Consider the following 19,140-nt stretch of genomic DNA (forward strand, 5'->3'; position numbering starts at 1 on the left):
CGCGTGAGGCTCCCGGCCCTAATCCTGCCCCGGCCGTGCCGGCTGGATTTGACGCAGTATTGTTGTTGCCTGCCATCCCGTAAACCCGAAGGTATCGGCCAGTTCGCCGGGCAGTGACGCGGCCAGGCGCGGCAGTTCGTCCGGGGATTCATTGTGAAAGACAAAACAGACCCCCTCATCCCTGATGCGCGACATCAACATCGCAATAAGCCGGTGCAGCCCCTCATGGCTGGCGTGTTCAGTGACCTTTTCAGTAAACCGCCGGGGATTGCTGCAGCTGATGCCCCGGTCGGCCAGGAACGCCAGAAAGCGCTGCAGGAAACCGGGGAGATCCCTGGCGGCCAGGGCGGGTTTCAGCACCGCTTCTGCCTGGGCCTGTGTGAAGCCAAACGCCGCCGCCAGCTCAGGGGAAAAGTCCGGCGTGTCAGCGCTGGCCTCAAAAATGACGCCATCGTTTATGGCCTGCTGCATGTCCGGGGGCATATTCCCGATCATATTTTCACGCACGCCCCATGCACGGCCGGCGCTTTCGGTCAGTCTCTGCGGATCGCTGCAGCTGACGCCCCGCTCCGCCAGGAACGTCAGGAAACGCTGCAGGACGGCGGCGCCGGACCCGGTGCTTTTTCCGCTCCGCCAGGCCGTATTATTTCGACTGACGATGGCAGGATCGACATGTTCGCTGTCTACGATGCTGTTAATGAACGTCACTGACTGTTCTTCGCTGAAATCAAAGTCGCGCTGTAACAGGGACAGCAGCCTGTCATGCCAGTCATCTTTCACGCGACTGGCGGCATTAACCATGAACGTGACGTTCAGTACACCGGCCAGTAAACAGGCAGCCTGGTCGGCCACATACAGGCTGAAGTACTCCAGTACCGCCTGTTCAAATGCAGCGGGATCGCAGCAGACCACTTCCACAGCTCCCAGCGACTGCAGAAACCGCCGGGTGTTTTCGGTCACAGCGTCGGCGGGATTGAGGGCGATGGCGCGGCCGCGCTGTGACTGGATGTCAAATGTGACGATACGCTCCGTGACGGGCATCCGGCCGTGATCGGCGATGAAGCGGTAAAGCTGCTCCACCGCTTCCGTGGCGGTCATCCCCATTGCCTCCAGACGCAGTTCGGCGCGTTTCTTCAGCTGCTCATCGAGACGCACGGTCAGCTGGGCGTTTTTGGCCCGCTTTTTACGTTCAAAAAAACCGGTCATGCTCCTTCCTTTTTGTACAGTCATCTGGCTTTACATAATGTACAGCCATTTGTACCGCACTTTTGCGCGCGGGACCACATTTTTTCGCCGTTGCGGTTTAGCGGTATTCTCCGCAGCGCCGCCACTTATCCACCGTTTCTGTGGATAACGCTATATGTAGTGGCTCCGTCAGCCGGAAACGGCACAAGATATGGTGTCCGCGCCGGCAGCCGCGCGACCGTTCCCCTGCCTTCCTCTCCCTGTTGATTTCGTTTTTTCCGGTATTTACGTTTTTTCCGCAATGGCGGCACCGGCCAAAAGGTATTTTCCGGTGGTTGCGGGCGTAAAAGTCACAGGGTGAAAAGATAAGGGCGCAAATCATCCGGCGGGGTAAATCGTGCGGTCGTCACGCAGCGTGATGATTACCGGTGTGTTGCTTTATTAAATTAGCTTTTAGTGCTAAATCTAAATATTTATAATATACGAATGAAACCTAATTTATTAGAGTGTGGTTATTCAGTAAACAACGGCAAGCGGAGTGAATGGTATGGAATATGAAGCGTACAAGGTTCGCGGCTACGGCTTCGGACTGAAGAAAGAGATCACCGGCGTGCTGGGTCGTTACCCCACGCAGGAAGAGGCGCAGAAGGTCGCGGACGACTACACGCAGGCCTGCCTGCCGGATAACCTGCCGGACAGCTACGATATGGGCATGGTCCGGCCGGTCGCTGCCGGCGAACCTGCCGCCCTCGATACGGACGTTTTTCGCGGTCCGGGCGCGCCGTTCATGATGGATGCCGGCCAGCTAAGCACAGGTCAAACCGTATGCCTGGGCAAAGCGGCGGATGGAAAACGGTTTTATGTCGGCGGGGAGCATTCCGGTGGCCAGTGAACAATGTTTAACAGAGAGGGGGTTATGATGCGTCAGGGGGTGATTTCTGCCGTTATATATTTACTGCTGGCAATGCTGGTCATGATCTACATGCCGGAGGGTTACTCCGCGATTAGCTGGGCCATAGGCGCGGTTGTGGTTGTGACGCTGATTTATATTCGTGCCCGTAAAGGAGAGGATTGATGGCCACCAAGCATATTAATGACGAGCTCTGGCATCGTATTGAAGTTCTGACCGTCCGGGCAAATGCCAGGCAAAACCTGATCCGCCCGGTCAAAGAAGCGGACGTGCTTCATCTGGTTCTGCAGCGTGGCCTGGAGCTGCTTACAGACGACGATCTGCTGCAGCTGGGCAAGTACCGCCGGCCCATAGGATTTGTGCTGCGTCGGCCGGGCATGGAGATGCTGAAGCTGGACACACTGAGTATGGCTGACGCTGCTACTATCCTCATGCGCAGCGGACCGGCAACGCTGTGCATCTGGAGTCGTGACGATATCCTGCGGCAGGCCAGTGAAGCGGTGATCCGCGAACGGCTACCGGAAATGGCCCTGCTGTCGGAGGGGGATGACCGGGCCCGGTTCCAGACGCTGCTGCCTGGCGTCTGGAATGCCGCGAACCGGGGCGAAACGGCCGTGATTTCCCTGCGTGCTGACAATGCGGATCTCGCTATTGCACGCATCACTGACCTGATGTGCGAATCCCTGCTGGGTTATAAGGGGCAGCGGGCATACCGGGCAGGTGAAAACGAACAGGGAGAAGAGTCATGAACATGCGAGGCATTCTTTTTGTACTACTTCTGGGAGGTCCGGAGCAAAAACGTGCAGCAGCTGGACAGTCGTGCTGAGCTGACCGGAGATGAGATCAGTGCAATTCAGAAACTGGCCGCGGACAGTTCTCGGACCGACATTTGATGAAATGAATAAGGATATACAAAAGGAGCCCAACTGGTGAGGAAGGGCTCCTTTTAATTACTAGACGTTTTTACTACTTAACTTTCTGTCGGAGTAAACGGAAAATTAATTTGTTAATCACTGTCAGTATAAGTACCCGATAAACGTGGTGCAACTCCGTATCAGAAATTACCGCCAGTGCTTGAATCCAGCGCCCTGAACAGGGCTTCATGAGCGGCATCCAGAAGGCGTCCAGGCAGAAGGACATCATTCACGCGGTAACTCTGACCGTTCTGTGTGGTCACGGTGAGGTAATATTGATCGTCAAACTGCCTATCGGCACCGATATGCACAATGTTGGACGTGTCGATCCAGCACAGGTTTGTGCCTTCCACAGGATGAAGAGGTTTGATTCGGCCTTTCAGCCATTTCTGCGGGCGTCCCGGCCAGGATTTAATGGTAATGCCGTGCTTATAGTCGCGGGTTCTGGCCACAAAGGCCGCTACTTTATCTTCATCCATCTCTTTTGCTGAGGTGTTCTCCTTGAAGTAGTACGGATTGAGGTTGTATTGCAGCTCTTCAAATAGCTTCATATACGTCACCTGATCATCCAGGCTTTCCCCCTGATTTTTCAGGCTGCTGCCCCAAACTTCTTCCAGATTGGCTTTCAGCGCCAGCGTGACCGCCTCAAATTCTTCCTGATGTTTATCGTAGTAGTTGATATCCATCGCGTCTCCTGTTGTGTTTATGGCGAATTTGCGGAAATAATATACATAAAAAATGTTCAAATATGAACATTTTCAGGCTATAAATACAGGCAGATTATAACAGGCCAGTCCACCAGGATTCGGCCAGGAGCTGAGTACGCATGATAAAGAAACCACTTATTGCCGGCATCATGCTGGTTGTGGCGCACACCGCCGGCGCTGCGCAGGTTGATGATACCAATCTGCAGCAGATTTATACCGAGGCGGGCATTCAGGGTATATGCAGCGCCGGGATGCTGGCTGTGCCGGAAGGGGCCAGAGATGAAGTTGTCCCGCAGAACGTCAGACACCTCCTGGTTCAGTGTGCCTATTTCGACGAGCAGCAGTTGCGCCGGCGTGCCGGCCTTCCGGCTCAGACATTTAGCCACTGGCGTGACCGCAATGCGGTCCTTAATCTGTCGTCTGACCAGGTATCTGATGCGCTCTGGCTGTCAGCGTGGCGTGATTTCCGGGCACAACTGGCCTCGGCCTACCCGGCCCCGGCGGAAAAAAAGGCACAGGGGAAAGAGGCCGTACCCGCCGGCACGAAGCCCGGCACTGAGCATGGGAGTGCGGCGGATTGACCGGCTTTGACTTGATCCTGTGGCGACGGGGCCTGAACTGGACCCAGGAACGCGCCGCGGCTGAGCTCGGTATCAGCCGTACCAGCCTGGTAAAATATGAGGACGGTGAGACAGTACCCCGGACCATACAACTTGCCACCGTCGCGCTGACGCTGAAAGCGGAATGGCCCACCCTGAAAACCATGAGCAAAGACAGGCTGCTGCGGCAGCTGAAGTATGAAGTGCTGAGGATCGATAATGAATGAGTCCATCCATGTTGTCGGCTCTTTTATCCTTGCGGGTATCCTGCTGTATGGCCTCTGGCAGGGTACACGGCGACGCCGGCGCCGGCACGAACGGAAACAGGCCAGCGCGGTACGTGTGATCGATAAAATTAATACGTTTCCGCATTTCGGGCAGAAAATTGCCTATCTGCGCAAGATTGACCCGTTTGTGTTCGAAGAGCTGCTGCTTGAAGGCTTTGAACGCCGGGGCTTTGAAGTGATCCGTAACCGCCGGTATACCGGTGACGGCGGGATTGATGGCCGTGTGAAGATTGATGGCCAGACCTGGCTTATCCAGGCCAAACGCTATACCAGCTATATTGCCGTTGGCCACGTCCGTGACTTCAGCGACCTGCTGAACGCCACCGGTGCCCGCGGTTTTTTCTGCCATACCGGCAAAACGCGCGAAGGCACCAAATCGCTCATTCGCGGAGACAGCCGCATGATCCTGGTCAGTGGCCAGAAGCTGCTAGACCTTATTGCCACCGATGCGCCGTTTATCCCGTATCCGGGATACCGGCCACCGACCGAAATGGTTCATCCTGAACAGGAGACAACATGAAATTCAAAGGATACGTCGCCGCCCTGCCGGCACTGCTGCTGACAGGGTGCGCCATGCTCCCCGGACAGCCCACCGATTATGACCGCTTCTGTAACGTCTCAGGCATCGCCAGCCACGGCGAAACCTACCGTGTCAGTGACAGCCAGGATTTCTGGTTAACCCCGAACGGCCGCTATCTCAGCCAGGCTGAGTACAGCAGTCCGGCAGATACGCTTCAGAAACTGACGGGCGTGGTCAGTGGTGAAGATCCTGACCAGGTGCGGAAGAACGCCGTCAGGGTAAGGGTGTTCCGCGTCGAGAGTGAAAACAGCCATAAAGGTGCGTGCCTGCCTGTGCGTTATGACGATAATGGCGCACAGCGTAAAATGGATTCACTGACTAACGGCCGCCGTATGGTGGTATTCAGTGAAGATGAAGGTCAGTCTGGTCAGCAGATTTACAACAAAAGTCGTGGTACAGGATTCAGTTACAGGTTGTTATGAGTGGATTGAAAGGCCGCCGAATCAGCGCGGATATGTTTGCTATGATGTTAAAAGTATCTGCCGGGCAGCTGGTTTTTGCAGCCCGGCATGACAAGCCTTTACGCGGACTGACCCTACCCCCTTACAGAATCGAAGGCGGGAAAAGCTGGAGCTCGACCGCCTCCACCCGCAGTATGACGTTTGATATGCAGGATGCGGTCGAATTCAGCGAGAAATTTCATAAAATTCAGTCGCCTGACGGCTGATTAGCGGATTTTAAAAAATTGAACACTTTCCCCCTGCAAATTTCCCAGAATTCACGTAGCGACGCCATCGGGACCGGGCGCGTGACATATGCCTACTTCGATTATGCCGATGCGCTGGCGCTGCGGGAGATGGCCAGCCAGGCTGATTTACCCAAATACCTGCTGGCCCCGGAGGTGTCGGTGTTTCTGCGGTATGTGCCAGACCTGCGCCAGCAGGTCCTTTTCGATACCCTCTGGAACACGGGCGCGCGTATTAATGAGGCGCTGGCGCTGACCGGCGCCAGCTTTCAGCTTGACGGTTCCCGGCCGTTTGTCCGGCTGAAGACGCTTAAACAGCGTCAGCGTGGCCGCGGCAGGCCGGGCAAGGATGAAGAGGTGTTCCGTCTTGTTCCTCTGACCGATCCTCAATATGTCAGGAAGGTGCGTGAATTTCTGACCACCCTGCGTATTGGTAAACAGCAGCTGCTCTGGCCGGTGCAGAGTGATAACACGCCGCGTAACTGGATCAGGAAGGCACTGGACCTCGCAAAACGTGACTCTGTCACTTTTAGTATCCCTGTTACCTGCCACACGTTCCGTCACAGCTTCTGTATGCACCTGATCCAGCATGGGGTTCCGCTGAAAGTTGTACAGGCTTATGCCGGGCATTCCCGGCTGGAAACCACAGAAACCTACACGCGCGTGTTTGCGCTCGATGTTGGTCGTCAGTATGGCGTCCGATTCAGCCTGCCAGACAGTCATTTAACGCTCCCGGAATAATCTGTATCCCTCCCTGATATTTCCGTATAAATCTAAATAAATCCCTTTTCTTTCTATGTCAGACCGTTTTCAGGACGGTCTGACCGTCTTTTGTTGATTTTTATTCGGTATTTTTCTGTATTTTTCTATATTGGTGCATCTTTTTGTCTTTACACGTCAGCAGAGATGCGTAATAATCCATTTGAAAGCTGTATTTTTCCTGATTTCTACGGTTTTTTTCTAAATAATGTGAGGTTCAAAATGCGTATTTTTGTTGATGACGGTTCCACCAACATCAAACTGGCCTGGATGGAAGAAGGCGCAGTGAAAACGTTGATCAGTCCGAACAGCTTCAAGCCCGAATGGTCCATGACATTGCTGACAGATTCATCGGTGCCGGCTTCCGCCAACTATGAAATTGACGGGGAAAAGTACAGCTTTGACCAGCTGAGCCCGGATGCCGTGCGCACCACGGAAACACGCTATCAGTACAGTGATGTGAATGTCGTCGCTATCCACCATGCCCTGATGCAGTCTGGCATTGAACCGCAGCCGGTTGATGTTGTGGTGACGCTGCCGCTGGGCGAGTACCTGGATGAAAACGATCAGCCTAATATGGCCAACATCGAGCGGAAAAAAGCGAACGTGAAGCGCGCGGTGGCCGTTCAGGGGCGTGAGAGCTTTACCGTGCGTAAAGTCAGCGTACTGCCAGAGTCGGTCCCTGCAGGCTTCAGTGTGCTGAAGGATCTGGACGATCTGGACTCCCTGCTGATTGTGGATATCGGTGGAACCACGCTGGATATCGCGCACGTTCGCAGCAAAATGTCCGGATTCACCAAGACGCATTGCGATCCTAAAACCGGCGTATCCATCATCACCGAAGCCGTAAAACATGCACTGGATACCAGTGTGAGCACCCGTACCAGTTCGTATTTTGCCGACCGTCTGATCCAGGCGCGAAATGACGAAACGTTTCTTTCCCGTTACCTCCAGAATGCTGACCAGCGGGCCCAGGTGATGAAGGTACTGCATGAGCGGGAAAAAGCCCTGACGCACCGTGTCACCGATTCAGTTGGCCGCTTTGCCGGCTTCACGCACGTCATGGTTGTCGGTGGCGGTGCCAGCCTGGTCGCCGGCGCAGTGAAGCAGGCCACGGGGGTGAGTGACGATCGTTTCTTCGTCAGTGATAACCCGCAATTCGATCTGGTTCTGGGTATGGTGGCAATGAAGGGCTGAGTATGACTGATAACCGTAAGTGCTCGTTTTATATCTACCCGGAGCGCAATGCGGCGGACCGGGTAGCCGACGGCTTTCTTGAGAAACTGCCTCAGAAAGAGCGTGGCCGCGCGATGCGCGCCATGATGCTCTGTGGTGCCGCGTTGATGAAGCAGGACGAACGCCTGCCGTTCCTGATCGCTGAATTCCTGACGGAGAGCACCACGATGCAGGATATTCAGCGGATCATCAGCAGTACGCTGCCGCAGCAGGATACAGGAGAAATGGCGCGTCTGGTTGAGGCGTTTCTGCAGGCCACCGGCGGTGGCAGCAATACGGTGTCGCCGGCAGGCGGCGCTGCGCCGGAAAACAGTCCCGCCGTGGCTCCCGAACCGGCAGCACCGGAGGATAAGAATCTGGAAGAAACCCGTAAGAACGTCCAGCATCTGTTCCCGGATGATGATTAAGGGGGCTGCGTGAAAAAATATGTGCTGTTAACCCTGACCCTCATCGCCGGCGCCGTGGCAGCAAACCCGGTAACAGCGGCCGGCAATATTGCCGGCGATGTCCAGGCGCAAGCTGCGACTGAAGTGAAAACCGGGTTTTCACCCGGCGGGACCGCATTAAATCTGGTTCTGGATTCAATCGACCACGCGCAGCATGAGATTCTGGTTGCCGCGTACAGCCTGACCAGTCGTCCTGTTGCCGGCGCGTTGCGTGCCGCAAAAAAACGGGGCGTATCGGTGGTGGTGGTGGCCGATCGCAAAGCGAACGACAACCGGTACACCGAAGTGAACTTTCTGGCCAATAACCGCGTGGCGGTGCGGATCAACGATAACTACGAGGCCATGCATGATAAATTCATGGTCTTTGACCGCCGCGCCGTATTGACCGGCTCGTTTAACTTCAGCGCCAGCGCAGACAGTCGTAATGCGGAAAATGTGGTGCTGATCAGCGGCGCGCCTGCAGTAACTGAAGCCTACGTGAACGAGTTTTCCCGTTTATGGGACGAAGGAAAGGACGTGGCTCCACGGTACTGACCTACAGCAGCGGCAGAAACTCTGCCGCCTGATTTTTAACTTGATTTATATGGCTCATTCGTCGTATTATCAAGGCTCATTTTTCGGTAGCGCCCCGACTGGCGAAGGAGTAAAACCATGCAATCATTCCCCCTGTTCGTTTCCCGTGTCGTTCCTGTGATCACCCTGAGCCATTGTCTGCGGCAGCGGCGCTGGTCCCTGCACAACACGCCATGCCAGATTGACCTGAGATCAGGTTGTCACCTGCGCTCACAGCCTTTCGGCACGCTATCCAGACGGGAAATAAGCGACCGGCCACCGGCTATGCCCCGCGGTTACTGGTTCAGGCAATGCAGCCGGGATGTCATGTTTACGGGGCGCATCGATCAGGCAGATCCTATGAAACAGGTCTATTACAACGAAGGCTGGAGCGGTCCGAACAAGTATACGTTTGAAGTTTATCAGCTGGAGAACGGGAGTTACCGGGCGCTGGCCCGCAAATGGAATGGCAAAATCAACAAGGTGCAGCAGGAAACGCAGTACCTGTCTGACACGCGGGAGGGGCTGAAGCACCAGGACTATCCCCGCACGCGCCAGGTGAAAATTTTTCTGAATTCAGACTTCTGGGAGAAGGGTAATGATTAAGATGGTTAGCGTCGTTCCGCAGCCGGAAACAGTGAAGACGCTCCGGGAAAAAATGGGCATGACTGAAACCGCATTAGGGGCTGTCATGGGGTACGAACTGCGCGCCTGGCAGCGTAAGGAAGCTATCAGCGACGATCTCAGCCAGTACAACAAGACCAGTCTTCGCCCAGGCGAATATAACATGCTGATGCTGATCGCCGGCGTGCATCCTGATTACCGCCTGAACAGGGCATTCAGTCCTGATGATATGGTCAAAGATCCCGCCACGGCCGAAGACGTTCGCCGCCTGCGTCTGGCGCTGGGGCTGAAGCACGCTGAAATTGCAGCGCTGTTTGGCTATAAACCGGCGTCATGGCAGACCAAAGAAAAGGCTGCTCAGCGCGGCGTAAAGCTCAAGACCGGGGAATTCAATTTCCTGTTACTTCTGGCCGGTGAGCATCCGTCACTGCAGCTGGTTGAGAAGGCGAAATAAGGCCCGCGGCGACCAGAGAGGACCCTTTATGATCACCACACGCCGAATGTTAATGCTGTATGCCTGCCTTGTGCCCGTAGCCCTGACAGGGTGTGATCTGGCTGATTATTTCCCGAATGTGCCACAGCCCGTGCCCGTGATTTCGCCCGGCTATCAGGTTGATATCGATGGCCACCCGGTCCGAATATCAGGATTTGATGACTGTCCGCGGGAAAAAGATGAAGCCCGGCACGCAGCTGCACAAGATGAGAAAGGCTGCATTGTGCTGTCTGCAGAGCGTTCCGAGGTGAAGGTCAGACTGTATCAGCCAGCCGGCGCCGTCACCGAAACCTGGCGGATCATCCGGGAAAAAGACGCTCGCCAGAACGATATTATTCGCCTGCAGCGCCCGAACGGTGCGCTTGTGATGCAAAATTTACAGGGGAAAGAGTCTCCTTAAACCAGGGAAATAACAAAATTAACTTGATTTATATGGCTCATTAGACGTATAATAATTACATCGAAAGGCAATCCGGTCTTTCGACGGTAGCGCCCCGACCGGCGCAGGAGTCACCTTATGACTGCTCTCAATTCTCAGCAACAGGCTGATGTTGCCCGCTATATCCGGGAACATGGCAATAAAACCGTTATTTCCCCTGAATGGTCACTTATTTATTTCTCGCTGTGTCAGTGTGAATTACATCAATCGCATGAAGCCATTATTTTTCATAATGGCCGACCTGCAGGGCTATTTATTCTGAATGAAACAGGCGAGCTCACCGAATTATATCTGCTGGGGTCGCTTTCTGACATTCTCACCGCCGCTGCGGTCAACAAATAGCTTTCAGGGAGTAAATACACTATGACCATGCAATCAGAACTTGTTTTTACTGATCCTATGCTCAACGTCGTTATTGCTGAAGTTAAGCGTTTTAATTGCCCGCTTCTTTTTGTCAAAGATCATGGCGTGTATGTGATGGCGGCGAAAGGTGAGAAAAACAGTAATGGGATGCACAATGTCTGTTACGCCAATGGTTTTAATCCGGATACAACGGATTTTGACGAGCTCTGGGACCGGATGCGTGATGCCTGTGGCGGAGATGATTTTTGCGAATCCCTGGAGCTCGATCCGAGGTCGATTGAACTTCTCAGCCGTACCAAACCCTGCCTGAAAATTATGCTTTCAGAGACGGAACTGGAAGTTATTGCAGGGGGACAGAAATAGACCATAAAAGCCCGTTAAATCGGGCTTTTTTATATTTCACTGTATTTACATCTAGGACAAAATGTCCTATTATATATTTGTGGCCGGGCATGGTGCTCAGGTCCCCTAACGAGGGAAATATATGAAATTTTCAGCAGAAGAACTCAACATTATCCGCCAGGCGGACGCCATTATTGCCGGTAAAATTACCACAACGGATTTTATCACCGGCGCCGACGCCGCGCGTTCCTTACTGCGGTTTCGTCTTGCTGCAGAACCACGCGAATCATTCTGCGCGTTCTTTCTTAACTGCCACAACGGCGTGATTGCGTTTGAAGAACTGTTTAAGGGAACTATCAGCAGCGTCACCGTTCATCCGCGTATCGTCCTGCAACGCGCCCTGCATCATAATGCCGCCGCCGTGGTACTGGCGCATAACCATCCTTCCGCTAACACTACACCCAGCCAGGCTGACAAGCTGATCACCGAGCGTCTGGCGCAGGTGCTGGGGATGGTTGATGTCAAAGTCCTCGATCACCTGATTGTGGGCGGCAGCGATATTTACTCTTTTGCTGAACATGGTCTGATTTGATAACCGCGGCCGCACAGTGGTGCGGCCGGCTCTGGAGGCTTGCTATGGGCAATAAATATACCGTGCCGCTTAACGTGGGCGCGATCCGCGAAAGCTGTTTCCGTCCCGCTGATAAATGGACCCCGCCGACGGGGGATGAACTCCGCTATCTGCTGGAAAATGTGCTCAACCTGAGTCAGGAGGGACTGGCGCGACATGTCGGCGTGAACGGCAGAACGGTGCGCCGCTGGGTGAACGGAGAAAGTGACATCGCGTATTCCGTCTGGTGCGTCCTTTGCATCGATGCCGGCTTACCGCCGATCTGGAAATAGCAGCGCAAAACACCGACGCGCAAACGTGCTTCCTGAACGTATCGGATATACGAAGGAAATATTATGAATACTGATAACTATTTTTTCAGAGTCCCGGCCACACGCGGAATACAGGGCGGCATAGAACAATACATGCTGACGGTTCCTATGGTCGTGTTACGTCGTATTCTTGCAATGGACAATGATGGCGATGTTATGGATCGCAGCCAGCGAGAAGCGAACAAAACGCGGGCCAAAAAAATACGGAATTATGTTGCCGGCGCAACATCAAAACGAGCTCCCTATATTTTGCCGTCAATTACCGGAAATATTGATAGTCATGTTGAATTCCTTCCCAGCGAACTCTCGCCGGCAGTGGGGATTCTGGTAATGACTCCAACTTATTGATAGTGTTTTATGTTCAGATAATGCCCGATGACTTTGTCATGCAGCTCCACCGATTTTGAGAACGACAGCGACTTCCGTCCCAGCCGTGCCAGGTGCTGCCTCAGATTCAGGTTATGCCGCTCAATTCGCTGCGTATATCGCTTGCTGATTACGTGCAGCTTTCCCTTCAGGCGGGATTCATACAGCGGCCAGCCATCCGTCATCCATATCACCACGTCAAAGGGTGACAGCAGGCTCATAAGACGCCCCAGCGTCGCCATAGTGCGTTCACCGAATACGTGCGCAACAACCGTCTTCCGGAGCCTGTCATACGCGTAAAACAGCCAGCGCTGGCGCGATTTAGCCCCGACGTATCCCCACTGTTCGTCCATTTCCGCGCAGACGATGACGTCACTGCCCGGCTGTATGCGCGAGGTTACCGACTGCGGCCTGAGTTTTTTAAATGGCGGAAAATCGTGTTGAGGCCAACGCCCATAATGCGGGCGGTTGCCCGGCATCCAACGCCATTCATGGCCATATCAATGATTTTCTGGTGCGTACCGGGTTGAGAAGCGGTGTAAGTGAACTGCAGTTGCCATGTTTTACGGCAGTGAGAGCAGAGATAGCGCTGATGTCCGGCGGTGCTTTTGCCGTTACGCACCACCCCGTCAGTAGCTGAACAGGAGGGACAGCTGATAGAAACAGAAGCCACTGGAGCACCTCAAAAACACCATCATACACTAAATCAGTAAGTTGGCAGCATCACCGGGATTCTTAAAATTCCGATGGACGCTGATTTAAAATTATTCGATGGCCAGCACCGTGCGCTGGGTATTTTTGAATTTGTACGCGATTATTCCAATACGGAAGATACGATCAGCTTGTTGCTTACCGTTGGCCTGCCACTTGAGTTACGCCAGCAGTTTTTCGCTGATATTAATAACAACGCGAGCAAACCGGCAGCGGCGATCAGTATGGCATATAACAACAATGATCCGGTCAACCAGCTGGCAATGCATCTGGCCCGAACCGTCACCGGGCTGGCGGGCACAGTGGATTTTGAACACAACGTGGTCCCGGCGAAAAGCTCACGGCTGATCAGCTTTAAAGCACTGAACGATGCGACGAAAAAAATGCTCAACCTGCGGGCCAACAGCATTCCCTCGACGCAACAGCGTGATATGGCAGAAAAGCTCTGGACTGCCTGGGCACAGGCGATGCGCTGGAATGATATTGCCCAGGATGATATCGCTGCGGAGTACCGTCAGGAGGCGCTGGGACTGCATGGCATCATGATAAATGCGATCGGTATGGCAACGGCCAGGATGTTACGGCACAGAACACCTGAAAGCATCGAGAACCTTCTGGCCTGTGCGGAAAACGGAGACAACGGTTTTCATTATCGGGAGTCGTTTGTACCTGAGTGCTGGGAAGGGAAGTGTGTTGATCCGGAGACTGGCACCATTAAAACTGACCGGCGGGCGCTTGAAGCAACGGCTGAAGCGCTGCAAAAGCTGATAGACCCGTTCGCAGATGCGCTGTGGTTGCGTGCTTATCTGCCAGTTGAAGAGGCGAGTGATACGGCATTACTGAAATATGCTGCTGACATCGAGAGTTATAAGCAGCGCACAGCCGTGCCGATGATCAATATCGTGGAGAAGCTGAAGGCGCTGGGTGACGGCGAACCGCAGTTCAGAGCGTCGGTGCTGGCTTCCCGTGAGGGGCTAAGCCGCTATCTGGCCGGGGCTGAAGGCTGACGCGGTGGTTGCCGCCTGCAGGGCAATACGGGCATCGAACCCGTATTGCCCTGAAACGCGCTGAGCCGCTCTCTGGGCGCGCATTTAAAAAACCTGTACCCATCATCGTTTTTATGTCTTTGACGAGTCCTGCCCCCTATTCTGGCCTTTTCTGATGTGATCCCGCCCTGGTGTCTGCAAGTTAACTTAATTTTGACGCCCGCACAGCGTGTCTTCCCTGTTCATTTCTGCTCAGTTGCCGGCGTTTTCTGGCTGGCCTGTCGTACTAAAACACCTCTGGGCCCCTTCGGCTCCTGCCCGTCGGGCAGTCGTCAGCCACACTCCGCTAGCCAGGCAAAGCCTGGCAGCTCCGCCGAACCCCCTGCGGGGTTTCGGGCTATCGCTAGTGTCTGATGCCTGAACCCCTGCACCATGCCGGCAAAGCACCTTCATCGGGCTGATGGGGATCTGAAAAGCAAAATTTACAGGGAAAGGAGTTCAGGAAAAAACAAAGAAAATTAATCAGATAACGCTTGATTGTTATGGCTCATTAGACGTATAATGATCACATCGAAAGGCAATAAGGCTTTTCGCGGTAGCGCCCCGACTGGCGCAGGAGTAACAAATTATGAGTAAAGCACTGACCCCCTCCCAGCTTAAAGCTGAACTGGAAACGCAGAAAGATGCGCTGCTGAAGGCGTGCCTGTATGCCCTCAACGAAATCCCTAACCGTCGTTTAAGTGGCCCGTATGCGTCCACGTATGCGCTGGCCGAGCAGGTCAGTAAACTGCTTCAGCGCTGCAAATAATCATTGATGGGCTGGCATTGCCAGCCCTGTTCACCCCTTACGGTAGCGCCCCGCATGGCGCAGGAGTCTGAAATGTCATCTGAAAAAACTCTCCCGTCGGTCGATCTGATGTCCTGCCAGCATGGCGGTGAAGTGATCCCGTCCATAGCTATTGAGCGCATTATCTCGTTGCGGAATGAAGGTATTCGCGTCTATCTCGACGGCATAGACAAGCTGCGAAAAGCGCGCGATCTGATGCAGCAGGCCGGAGGCTGTCAGTACCTGTATGACTACGACAAAGCCGTAGAGAGCGCGATCAAATGGAGCGACACCAGACCAGACCAGGCCGAAACGGCTATTTCCCGCGTTATCGACGGAAAAATCTGGGATCGGCTGATGTCGGAAACCGGCATGTATACGCTGATGAGCAACAAACAACGTCAGGAATGGGATCGGCAGGTGGCAGGCGAGGAAATGCCGCCGATAACGCTGGAGAACGTTATGAGTACGTTCCGGCACCTGAACGCAAGCAAGGCCGATACTTTCACGCAAGGGCTGATTGATATCTTTAAATCCCTGTCGTGGGATTATAAAACCAATAACCCCTGCATGTTTGGCAAGCGTATCATCATCGCGCCGTTGCTCGATGTCTGGCGCAGTAGCTGGGTGCGCTTCAGCTCAGACGGGCACACCAAAATTGACGATCTGGCGCGGCCGTTCTACGTGCTGGACGGGCGTAACGTGCCTGATTACCGCGTTTCTGACGGTGCCAAACTGGATGCCTTTTTCAGTGAAAACCAGTTCAACGGTAAGGTGTTCGAGTGTGATTACTTCAGCGTGCGATATTACAAAAAGGGCAGCGCGCACATTACGTTTAAACGCCCGGAGCTGGTTGAGAAGATCAATAATCTGGTTGCCAGTCACTATCCCGGAATGTTACCCCCTCGCGTGTAATGCAGACGGCAGGCCGCATTTGCGGCCTGAAATATAAACAGGGAAAGGAAGTATTCCCCGGCCTGAAAAAATCATGCCGGGCATGTATTTATTGCTTGATTAATATGGCTCATTAGACGTATAATAATCACATCGAAAGGCAATGAGGCTTTTCGCGGTAGCGCCCCGACTGGCGCAGGAGTAATAAATATGGCTATTCAATCCCTTCAGTTCCGTAACGGCTCCGTTTCTCTTGGTGATGTTTTTGTTTCCAGCTGGGGTTATGAGCAGACAAATACCTGTTTTTATCAGGTGATCGCCCTGCGCGGTAAGAAAACCGCCGTACTGCGCCGCATCGCTGCGCAGCAGGTGAAAGCAGACAGTGCAATGTCTGGCGAGTTAAAGCCGGTATTGAACGACTTTAAAGGCGAACCCGTGACCCGTCGCATCTGTGAAAACCATGAGCATCCGTCTGTCAGCATTGACGAGTACGAACAGGCTTATAAGACCGATCCTAACGAAAGCCATTTTTACAGCACCTGGGGCTGACCGCCTGCTACGCCCCGCAAGGGGCGTATAGTCGAAGACTTATTCAACCAAAACGTGAATACTATGCGAAATAACAAGGCGCTCAGGACGCAGATACATGGCGGAAACAGTTTATCAGGCGCGGAGGCGTTTTTACCTTCTCCGTTTTCGGCGCAGTCGTAACCCGGACACACTGGAAAAAATGTACGAATCCATGCGGGATCGTGGACAGGTGCCGCCGGAGGACACCGAGGCTTTTGAGGCTGCCGCCGACCATCGCCGCGCAGAGCTGGCATCGGGACGCATCTGGGATAAGATCCCGCCGCATGTCTGGCAGTATGTAAAATAATCACAGCGCCCCTACACGGGGCGTTTTTTTGCTTGCATATATGGCTCATTAGACGTATAATGTTTTTACTGATTCAAATCAGTACCTTCCTAAACAGCCTTACAGGTGCATTATGACCTCTTCTGAAATCCTCCATAACCTCCCTCAGATTATCACGGCCGTGGCCGCCCTCATTACAGCCATTACCGGGCTGATTAAAGTCATGAAGGATAAAGGTAAGGACTGAACCGCCGCAGGGGGCGACAGCCCCCTGCATCCCTAACCGGCAGCGCCCCGACTGGCGCAGGAGTAAAAAAAGTGACAACGCTGCATATTCGAGAAATTCCCACTGATGGAGCGCCGCCTATCTGTGCAGGCCGCTCAATCTCAGATGATGACCTTTGCGCCTCATGCCAGCATCTCGACTATCGCCCTGGGCACCTCAGCGCCTGCCTGCTGTCAGGTTGCGGGCGTGACGACTGGCCTTCAGAACTGGATGCAAACGGCTACAGCGTTGCCTGTAGCAGCTATGAGCGTGAAAAATCGCTTGATTAATATGGCTCATTAGACGTATAATTATCACATCGAAAGGCATCCGGTCTTTCGCGGCAGCGCCCCGACTGGCGCAGGAGTTTTACAATGCACGGTAACGTAAATGAAATTTGCGCAAGGCTTCTCGATAGTTTTGATCCACAGCAGCGGATCAGCCTGCTGATCTGGACTGCTGAAGATGTCCATGACTGCACCAGTGATATGAACCTCACTGACGATGAGGCCGAAGCCGTTCTGGCAGAAATCGCGGAATGCAGTTCACACAGCCGTTATGGCGTCGGAAAAGATACCGTCTGGAGCCTGGCAAAGCAGGTGCGCGAAGATGCCGCCCGCGATCGAAAAATAGAGGTCAATGCCGAGGCGCTGCAAAAAGTCGTGGCGCTGGCGGCGCAGTTTATCCGGCTGGAAGAAATCCAGTCTGGTGAAGGAGCTGCACGCCGACTTTATCCGCAGGAGTCTGAGGCGCTGGAGTGCATCACGAAGGTGATTAACGGCTAATTCACGCAGTAACGCAGCGAACTTTCACGGTAGCGCCCCGACTGGCGCAGGAGGAAAAAACATGTCCCAGAATGAAGCCTATTACGACACGCTGGCCCTGATTGAAAAGGGGCAATGGTGTTTCGGCAGTATGGACGAAGAAAACGAAGAGCGGGCAATCAAGGCCGCTAAGGCGCTGGCGCTGTTTGCGCGCCTGAATGAGCAGGACTGCGACGGACACCCGGTTTCCGAAATCATCGTTGATTTTATCGCTAACCTGATGCACCTGGGGGAAGCGATAAATTTTCGTGTGCTCGATGAAGAAAGCGCGGTGATCCCGTTGGTCAGGATCGCCGCCGTACACTTTAACGCTGAAACAAAGTCATAGTAATCATGTGAATCAGAAGGGGGCAGGCGTGATCCTGCCCCCAAAAATGGACAGGGGAAAGAGTTCTCCCGCCTGAAAATATTCAGGCAGGCGGGAATTTTTTGCTTGATTAATATGGCTCATTAGACGTATAATAATCACATCGAAAGGCAATCCGGTCTTTCGACGGTAGCGCCCCGACTGGCGCAGGAGTACAGAAAATGTCTACTGAACTGAATCAACCCGCCATCACTGCACGCATTATCCCCAATAACCGCCGCATGGCCTTTCTGCCACGTCTGTTCGGCGCCTGGTATCTCACAGGTGAGGCCGGTGTCTACAACCTCGCACGCTCTCTCTGCGTCGATTATCAAGGCGGTTCCTGGGAGTTCGTCGAACTGTCTTGCGGTAGCGGCTTCATGTACCCACTGAGCGCAGAGCGCTTCACGGTATCGGTTAGCGGTAACTGGTTCGAAGGGGAACTGTCCGCAGAAGCTACCGGTATCGTGCTGACCCTGTTCACCCTGAACCACATGATCTGGCACGCACATGATGAAGGCTATCAGCACATCTGCGACATGCTGATCACCCAGCAGGAAAAGCTCAAATTATATGCCGACCAGCACGCCGAAGCCGGTTTGATTTACCGCGCGATTGACTGAAACGGCGGCCCCCGTGAGGGGGCCAATACTGACAGGGGGAAAAATGTTAACACTAACTGATATTCGCGCCAGCAATACGGTGCTGGTTACGGAATTTGGCGGCGTGCGTGCTGTGCATTTCTGTCTGCATGAAAAATTAAGCGGTAGCGACAACGATCTGTGGTTTCCGCTTGCCAATGGAGCCGACCTGTTCGAGGCGCTGGAAAGCATTATGTGCATCAATTTTGCCGCTGCTAACGTTGTCTCGCTGGAGTTCCTGCGGCAGAACGGGAAGTGCAAAGACTACCGGATCACCTACAACAAGGCCAAATTCAAGCCATTAGGTTAGATGTCTGGCATCATTTGATGTTCATATTTGAACAAAATTAAATAAAAAAAAT

General features: G+C 53.7%; 33 protein-coding genes. 30 read left to right on the forward strand and 3 right to left on the reverse strand.

What is annotated here, in order from left to right:
* Positions 1-18 precede the first annotated feature (18 nt).
* Positions 19-1,206, reverse strand: coding sequence for a type II toxin-antitoxin system RelB/DinJ family antitoxin (locus ACVV26_RS22545; protein WP_015059996.1), 1,188 nt, complete (start codon positions 1,204-1,206; stop codon positions 19-21).
* A gap of 526 nt (positions 1,207-1,732) precedes the next feature.
* Between ACVV26_RS22545 and ACVV26_RS22550 the strand changes: the two genes are divergently transcribed.
* Genes ACVV26_RS22550 through ACVV26_RS22560 form a run of 3 tightly spaced genes read left to right on the forward strand, consistent with a single transcriptional unit; the run spans position 1,733 to position 2,844 of the window.
* The gene (locus ACVV26_RS22550; protein WP_004187406.1) at positions 1,733-2,077 is read left to right on the forward strand and encodes a hypothetical protein; all 345 of its coding nucleotides are present in this window, start codon (positions 1,733-1,735) and stop codon (positions 2,075-2,077) included.
* Between the two features lie 24 nt (positions 2,078-2,101).
* Complete coding sequence (locus tag ACVV26_RS22555) at positions 2,102-2,260, forward strand: hypothetical protein (RefSeq protein WP_004187405.1); 159 nt, start codon at positions 2,102-2,104, stop codon at positions 2,258-2,260.
* On the forward strand, positions 2,260-2,844 hold the full coding sequence (locus ACVV26_RS22560; protein WP_015059997.1) for a hypothetical protein: 585 nt from the start codon (positions 2,260-2,262) through the stop codon (positions 2,842-2,844). Before ACVV26_RS22555 ends, ACVV26_RS22560 begins: the two co-directional genes overlap by 1 nt.
* A 305-nt stretch (positions 2,845-3,149) precedes the next feature.
* Here ACVV26_RS22560 and ACVV26_RS22565 read toward each other — a convergent pair whose 3' ends face one another.
* Positions 3,150-3,695, reverse strand: coding sequence for a hypothetical protein (locus tag ACVV26_RS22565; RefSeq protein ID WP_004187400.1), 546 nt, complete (start codon positions 3,693-3,695; stop codon positions 3,150-3,152).
* 140 nt (positions 3,696-3,835) lie between these two features.
* On the opposite strand from ACVV26_RS22565, the gene ACVV26_RS22570 reads away from it, so the two are divergent.
* The 17 genes from ACVV26_RS22570 (at position 3,836) to ACVV26_RS22650 (ending at position 12,411) form a co-directional block, all read left to right on the forward strand.
* On the forward strand, positions 3,836-4,297 hold the full coding sequence (locus ACVV26_RS22570) for a hypothetical protein (RefSeq protein ID WP_004187397.1): 462 nt from the start codon (positions 3,836-3,838) through the stop codon (positions 4,295-4,297).
* Positions 4,294-4,542 carry a helix-turn-helix domain-containing protein gene (locus ACVV26_RS22575; protein ID WP_004187394.1) on the forward strand — a complete coding sequence of 83 codons (249 nt, stop codon included), beginning with the start codon at positions 4,294-4,296 and terminating at the stop codon, positions 4,540-4,542. The genes ACVV26_RS22570 and ACVV26_RS22575 overlap by 4 nt, the downstream gene beginning before the upstream one ends.
* Positions 4,535-5,122, forward strand: a complete 588-nt coding sequence (locus ACVV26_RS22580; protein WP_004187392.1) for a restriction endonuclease — start codon at positions 4,535-4,537, stop codon at positions 5,120-5,122. The genes ACVV26_RS22575 and ACVV26_RS22580 overlap by 8 nt, the downstream gene beginning before the upstream one ends.
* Positions 5,119-5,604, forward strand: coding sequence for a hypothetical protein (locus tag ACVV26_RS22585; protein ID WP_004187390.1), 486 nt, complete (start codon positions 5,119-5,121; stop codon positions 5,602-5,604). The genes ACVV26_RS22580 and ACVV26_RS22585 overlap by 4 nt, the downstream gene beginning before the upstream one ends.
* Entirely contained in the window at positions 5,601-5,849 is a 249-nt protein-coding gene (locus ACVV26_RS22590) for a hypothetical protein (RefSeq protein WP_004187387.1), read from the forward strand. Before ACVV26_RS22585 ends, ACVV26_RS22590 begins: the two co-directional genes overlap by 4 nt.
* 18 nt (positions 5,850-5,867) lie before the next feature.
* Positions 5,868-6,608: a tyrosine-type recombinase/integrase gene (locus ACVV26_RS22595; protein WP_004187383.1), complete on the forward strand. Its 741-nt coding sequence runs from the start codon at positions 5,868-5,870 to the stop codon at positions 6,606-6,608.
* Between the two features lie 240 nt (positions 6,609-6,848).
* Entirely contained in the window at positions 6,849-7,823 is a 975-nt protein-coding gene (locus ACVV26_RS22600) for a plasmid segregation protein ParM (protein WP_004187382.1), read from the forward strand.
* Between the two features lie 2 nt (positions 7,824-7,825).
* Positions 7,826-8,269, forward strand: a complete 444-nt coding sequence (locus ACVV26_RS22605) for a plasmid partitioning/stability family protein (protein WP_004187380.1) — start codon at positions 7,826-7,828, stop codon at positions 8,267-8,269.
* A 9-nt stretch (positions 8,270-8,278) separates the two neighbouring features.
* The gene (locus tag ACVV26_RS22610) at positions 8,279-8,842 is read left to right on the forward strand and encodes a phospholipase D family nuclease (RefSeq protein ID WP_019725065.1); all 564 of its coding nucleotides are present in this window, start codon (positions 8,279-8,281) and stop codon (positions 8,840-8,842) included.
* A gap of 117 nt (positions 8,843-8,959) precedes the next feature.
* Positions 8,960-9,466 (forward strand): hypothetical protein, encoded by a 507-nt coding sequence (locus ACVV26_RS22615; RefSeq protein ID WP_004187377.1) that lies wholly within the window; start codon positions 8,960-8,962, stop codon positions 9,464-9,466.
* Positions 9,459-9,938, forward strand: a complete 480-nt coding sequence (locus tag ACVV26_RS22620; protein ID WP_004187375.1) for a helix-turn-helix domain-containing protein — start codon at positions 9,459-9,461, stop codon at positions 9,936-9,938. Before ACVV26_RS22615 ends, ACVV26_RS22620 begins: the two co-directional genes overlap by 8 nt.
* Positions 9,939-9,966: 28 nt before the next feature.
* Positions 9,967-10,377 carry a hypothetical protein gene (locus ACVV26_RS22625; protein WP_004206907.1) on the forward strand — a complete coding sequence of 137 codons (411 nt, stop codon included), beginning with the start codon at positions 9,967-9,969 and terminating at the stop codon, positions 10,375-10,377.
* 117 nt (positions 10,378-10,494) lie between these two features.
* On the forward strand, positions 10,495-10,758 hold the full coding sequence (locus ACVV26_RS22630; RefSeq protein WP_004187372.1) for a hypothetical protein: 264 nt from the start codon (positions 10,495-10,497) through the stop codon (positions 10,756-10,758).
* A gap of 21 nt (positions 10,759-10,779) precedes the next feature.
* Positions 10,780-11,142 (forward strand): DUF3085 domain-containing protein, encoded by a 363-nt coding sequence (locus ACVV26_RS22635; protein WP_004187371.1) that lies wholly within the window; start codon positions 10,780-10,782, stop codon positions 11,140-11,142.
* A gap of 121 nt (positions 11,143-11,263) precedes the next feature.
* The gene (locus ACVV26_RS22640; RefSeq protein ID WP_004187369.1) at positions 11,264-11,713 is read left to right on the forward strand and encodes a JAB domain-containing protein; all 450 of its coding nucleotides are present in this window, start codon (positions 11,264-11,266) and stop codon (positions 11,711-11,713) included.
* A gap of 44 nt (positions 11,714-11,757) precedes the next feature.
* On the forward strand, positions 11,758-12,024 hold the full coding sequence (locus ACVV26_RS22645; RefSeq protein ID WP_004187367.1) for a helix-turn-helix domain-containing protein: 267 nt from the start codon (positions 11,758-11,760) through the stop codon (positions 12,022-12,024).
* Between the two features lie 63 nt (positions 12,025-12,087).
* A complete protein-coding gene (locus tag ACVV26_RS22650; RefSeq protein WP_019725063.1) occupies positions 12,088-12,411 on the forward strand; it encodes a DGQHR domain-containing protein in 324 nt (107 codons plus the stop codon).
* On the opposite strand, the gene ACVV26_RS22655 is transcribed toward ACVV26_RS22650, so the two are convergent.
* Positions 12,405-13,102 (reverse strand): IS1-like element IS1B family transposase gene (locus tag ACVV26_RS22655; protein ID WP_095033700.1). Its coding sequence is split into 2 segments (ribosomal slippage): positions 12,405-12,853 and positions 12,853-13,102, totalling 699 coding nucleotides; the frame shifts between segments, so codons are not numbered across the junction. The two genes, ACVV26_RS22650 and ACVV26_RS22655, sit on opposite strands and share 7 nt — an antisense overlap.
* Before the next feature lie 58 nt (positions 13,103-13,160).
* On the opposite strand from ACVV26_RS22655, the gene ACVV26_RS22660 reads away from it, so the two are divergent.
* From ACVV26_RS22660 to ACVV26_RS22705, 10 genes are all read left to right on the forward strand, one after another.
* Positions 13,161-14,147, forward strand: a complete 987-nt coding sequence (locus ACVV26_RS22660) for a DGQHR domain-containing protein (protein ID WP_254913179.1) — start codon at positions 13,161-13,163, stop codon at positions 14,145-14,147.
* 607 nt (positions 14,148-14,754) lie between these two features.
* Complete coding sequence (locus ACVV26_RS22665) at positions 14,755-14,934, forward strand: hypothetical protein (RefSeq protein WP_004187364.1); 180 nt, start codon at positions 14,755-14,757, stop codon at positions 14,932-14,934.
* 72 nt (positions 14,935-15,006) lie between these two features.
* Positions 15,007-15,867 carry a DUF4942 domain-containing protein gene (locus tag ACVV26_RS22670; protein WP_015059998.1) on the forward strand — a complete coding sequence of 287 codons (861 nt, stop codon included), beginning with the start codon at positions 15,007-15,009 and terminating at the stop codon, positions 15,865-15,867.
* A gap of 189 nt (positions 15,868-16,056) precedes the next feature.
* Positions 16,057-16,395: a hypothetical protein gene (locus tag ACVV26_RS22675; protein ID WP_004187354.1), complete on the forward strand. Its 339-nt coding sequence runs from the start codon at positions 16,057-16,059 to the stop codon at positions 16,393-16,395.
* A 97-nt stretch (positions 16,396-16,492) separates the two neighbouring features.
* Positions 16,493-16,723, forward strand: a complete 231-nt coding sequence (locus ACVV26_RS22680; RefSeq protein WP_004187345.1) for an Hha/YmoA family nucleoid-associated regulatory protein — start codon at positions 16,493-16,495, stop codon at positions 16,721-16,723.
* 297 nt (positions 16,724-17,020) lie between these two features.
* On the forward strand, positions 17,021-17,257 hold the full coding sequence (locus ACVV26_RS22685) for a hypothetical protein (RefSeq protein WP_011154457.1): 237 nt from the start codon (positions 17,021-17,023) through the stop codon (positions 17,255-17,257).
* An 84-nt stretch (positions 17,258-17,341) separates the two neighbouring features.
* Positions 17,342-17,752: a DUF1380 family protein gene (locus ACVV26_RS22690; RefSeq protein WP_004187342.1), complete on the forward strand. Its 411-nt coding sequence runs from the start codon at positions 17,342-17,344 to the stop codon at positions 17,750-17,752.
* 61 nt (positions 17,753-17,813) lie between these two features.
* Entirely contained in the window at positions 17,814-18,119 is a 306-nt protein-coding gene (locus ACVV26_RS22695) for a hypothetical protein (protein WP_004187339.1), read from the forward strand.
* A gap of 200 nt (positions 18,120-18,319) precedes the next feature.
* Positions 18,320-18,760, forward strand: coding sequence for an antirestriction protein (locus tag ACVV26_RS22700; RefSeq protein ID WP_015059999.1), 441 nt, complete (start codon positions 18,320-18,322; stop codon positions 18,758-18,760).
* Between the two features lie 43 nt (positions 18,761-18,803).
* The gene (locus ACVV26_RS22705; RefSeq protein ID WP_004187337.1) at positions 18,804-19,088 is read left to right on the forward strand and encodes a hypothetical protein; all 285 of its coding nucleotides are present in this window, start codon (positions 18,804-18,806) and stop codon (positions 19,086-19,088) included.
* The last annotated feature ends 52 nt before the right edge of the window (positions 19,089-19,140 follow it).

This window comes from Atlantibacter sp. MEI4A-1023 (assembly GCF_056155425.1).

Bases quoted from the DNA above. Each gene is read 5' to 3' on its own strand.
- ACVV26_RS22545 (WP_015059996.1), bottom strand. From the start codon at position 1,206: ATGACCGGTTTTTTTGAACGTAAAAAGCGGGCCAAAAACGCCCAGCTG.
- ACVV26_RS22550 (WP_004187406.1), top strand. From the start codon at position 1,733: ATGGAATATGAAGCGTACAAGGTTCGCGGCTACGGCTTCGGACTGAAG.
- ACVV26_RS22555 (WP_004187405.1), top strand. From the start codon at position 2,102: ATGATGCGTCAGGGGGTGATTTCTGCCGTTATATATTTACTGCTGGCA.
- ACVV26_RS22560 (WP_015059997.1), top strand. From the start codon at position 2,260: ATGGCCACCAAGCATATTAATGACGAGCTCTGGCATCGTATTGAAGTT.
- ACVV26_RS22565 (WP_004187400.1), bottom strand. From the start codon at position 3,695: ATGGATATCAACTACTACGATAAACATCAGGAAGAATTTGAGGCGGTC.
- ACVV26_RS22570 (WP_004187397.1), top strand. From the start codon at position 3,836: ATGATAAAGAAACCACTTATTGCCGGCATCATGCTGGTTGTGGCGCAC.
- ACVV26_RS22580 (WP_004187392.1), top strand. From the start codon at position 4,535: ATGAATGAGTCCATCCATGTTGTCGGCTCTTTTATCCTTGCGGGTATC.
- ACVV26_RS22585 (WP_004187390.1), top strand. From the start codon at position 5,119: ATGAAATTCAAAGGATACGTCGCCGCCCTGCCGGCACTGCTGCTGACA.
- ACVV26_RS22590 (WP_004187387.1), top strand. From the start codon at position 5,601: ATGAGTGGATTGAAAGGCCGCCGAATCAGCGCGGATATGTTTGCTATG.
- ACVV26_RS22600 (WP_004187382.1), top strand. From the start codon at position 6,849: ATGCGTATTTTTGTTGATGACGGTTCCACCAACATCAAACTGGCCTGG.
- ACVV26_RS22605 (WP_004187380.1), top strand. From the start codon at position 7,826: ATGACTGATAACCGTAAGTGCTCGTTTTATATCTACCCGGAGCGCAAT.
- ACVV26_RS22615 (WP_004187377.1), top strand. From the start codon at position 8,960: ATGCAATCATTCCCCCTGTTCGTTTCCCGTGTCGTTCCTGTGATCACC.
- ACVV26_RS22620 (WP_004187375.1), top strand. From the start codon at position 9,459: ATGATTAAGATGGTTAGCGTCGTTCCGCAGCCGGAAACAGTGAAGACG.
- ACVV26_RS22625 (WP_004206907.1), top strand. From the start codon at position 9,967: ATGATCACCACACGCCGAATGTTAATGCTGTATGCCTGCCTTGTGCCC.
- ACVV26_RS22630 (WP_004187372.1), top strand. From the start codon at position 10,495: ATGACTGCTCTCAATTCTCAGCAACAGGCTGATGTTGCCCGCTATATC.
- ACVV26_RS22635 (WP_004187371.1), top strand. From the start codon at position 10,780: ATGACCATGCAATCAGAACTTGTTTTTACTGATCCTATGCTCAACGTC.
- ACVV26_RS22640 (WP_004187369.1), top strand. From the start codon at position 11,264: ATGAAATTTTCAGCAGAAGAACTCAACATTATCCGCCAGGCGGACGCC.
- ACVV26_RS22645 (WP_004187367.1), top strand. From the start codon at position 11,758: ATGGGCAATAAATATACCGTGCCGCTTAACGTGGGCGCGATCCGCGAA.
- ACVV26_RS22650 (WP_019725063.1), top strand. From the start codon at position 12,088: ATGAATACTGATAACTATTTTTTCAGAGTCCCGGCCACACGCGGAATA.
- ACVV26_RS22665 (WP_004187364.1), top strand. From the start codon at position 14,755: ATGAGTAAAGCACTGACCCCCTCCCAGCTTAAAGCTGAACTGGAAACG.
- ACVV26_RS22670 (WP_015059998.1), top strand. From the start codon at position 15,007: ATGTCATCTGAAAAAACTCTCCCGTCGGTCGATCTGATGTCCTGCCAG.
- ACVV26_RS22675 (WP_004187354.1), top strand. From the start codon at position 16,057: ATGGCTATTCAATCCCTTCAGTTCCGTAACGGCTCCGTTTCTCTTGGT.
- ACVV26_RS22680 (WP_004187345.1), top strand. From the start codon at position 16,493: ATGGCGGAAACAGTTTATCAGGCGCGGAGGCGTTTTTACCTTCTCCGT.
- ACVV26_RS22690 (WP_004187342.1), top strand. From the start codon at position 17,342: ATGCACGGTAACGTAAATGAAATTTGCGCAAGGCTTCTCGATAGTTTT.
- ACVV26_RS22695 (WP_004187339.1), top strand. From the start codon at position 17,814: ATGTCCCAGAATGAAGCCTATTACGACACGCTGGCCCTGATTGAAAAG.
- ACVV26_RS22700 (WP_015059999.1), top strand. From the start codon at position 18,320: ATGTCTACTGAACTGAATCAACCCGCCATCACTGCACGCATTATCCCC.
- ACVV26_RS22705 (WP_004187337.1), top strand. From the start codon at position 18,804: ATGTTAACACTAACTGATATTCGCGCCAGCAATACGGTGCTGGTTACG.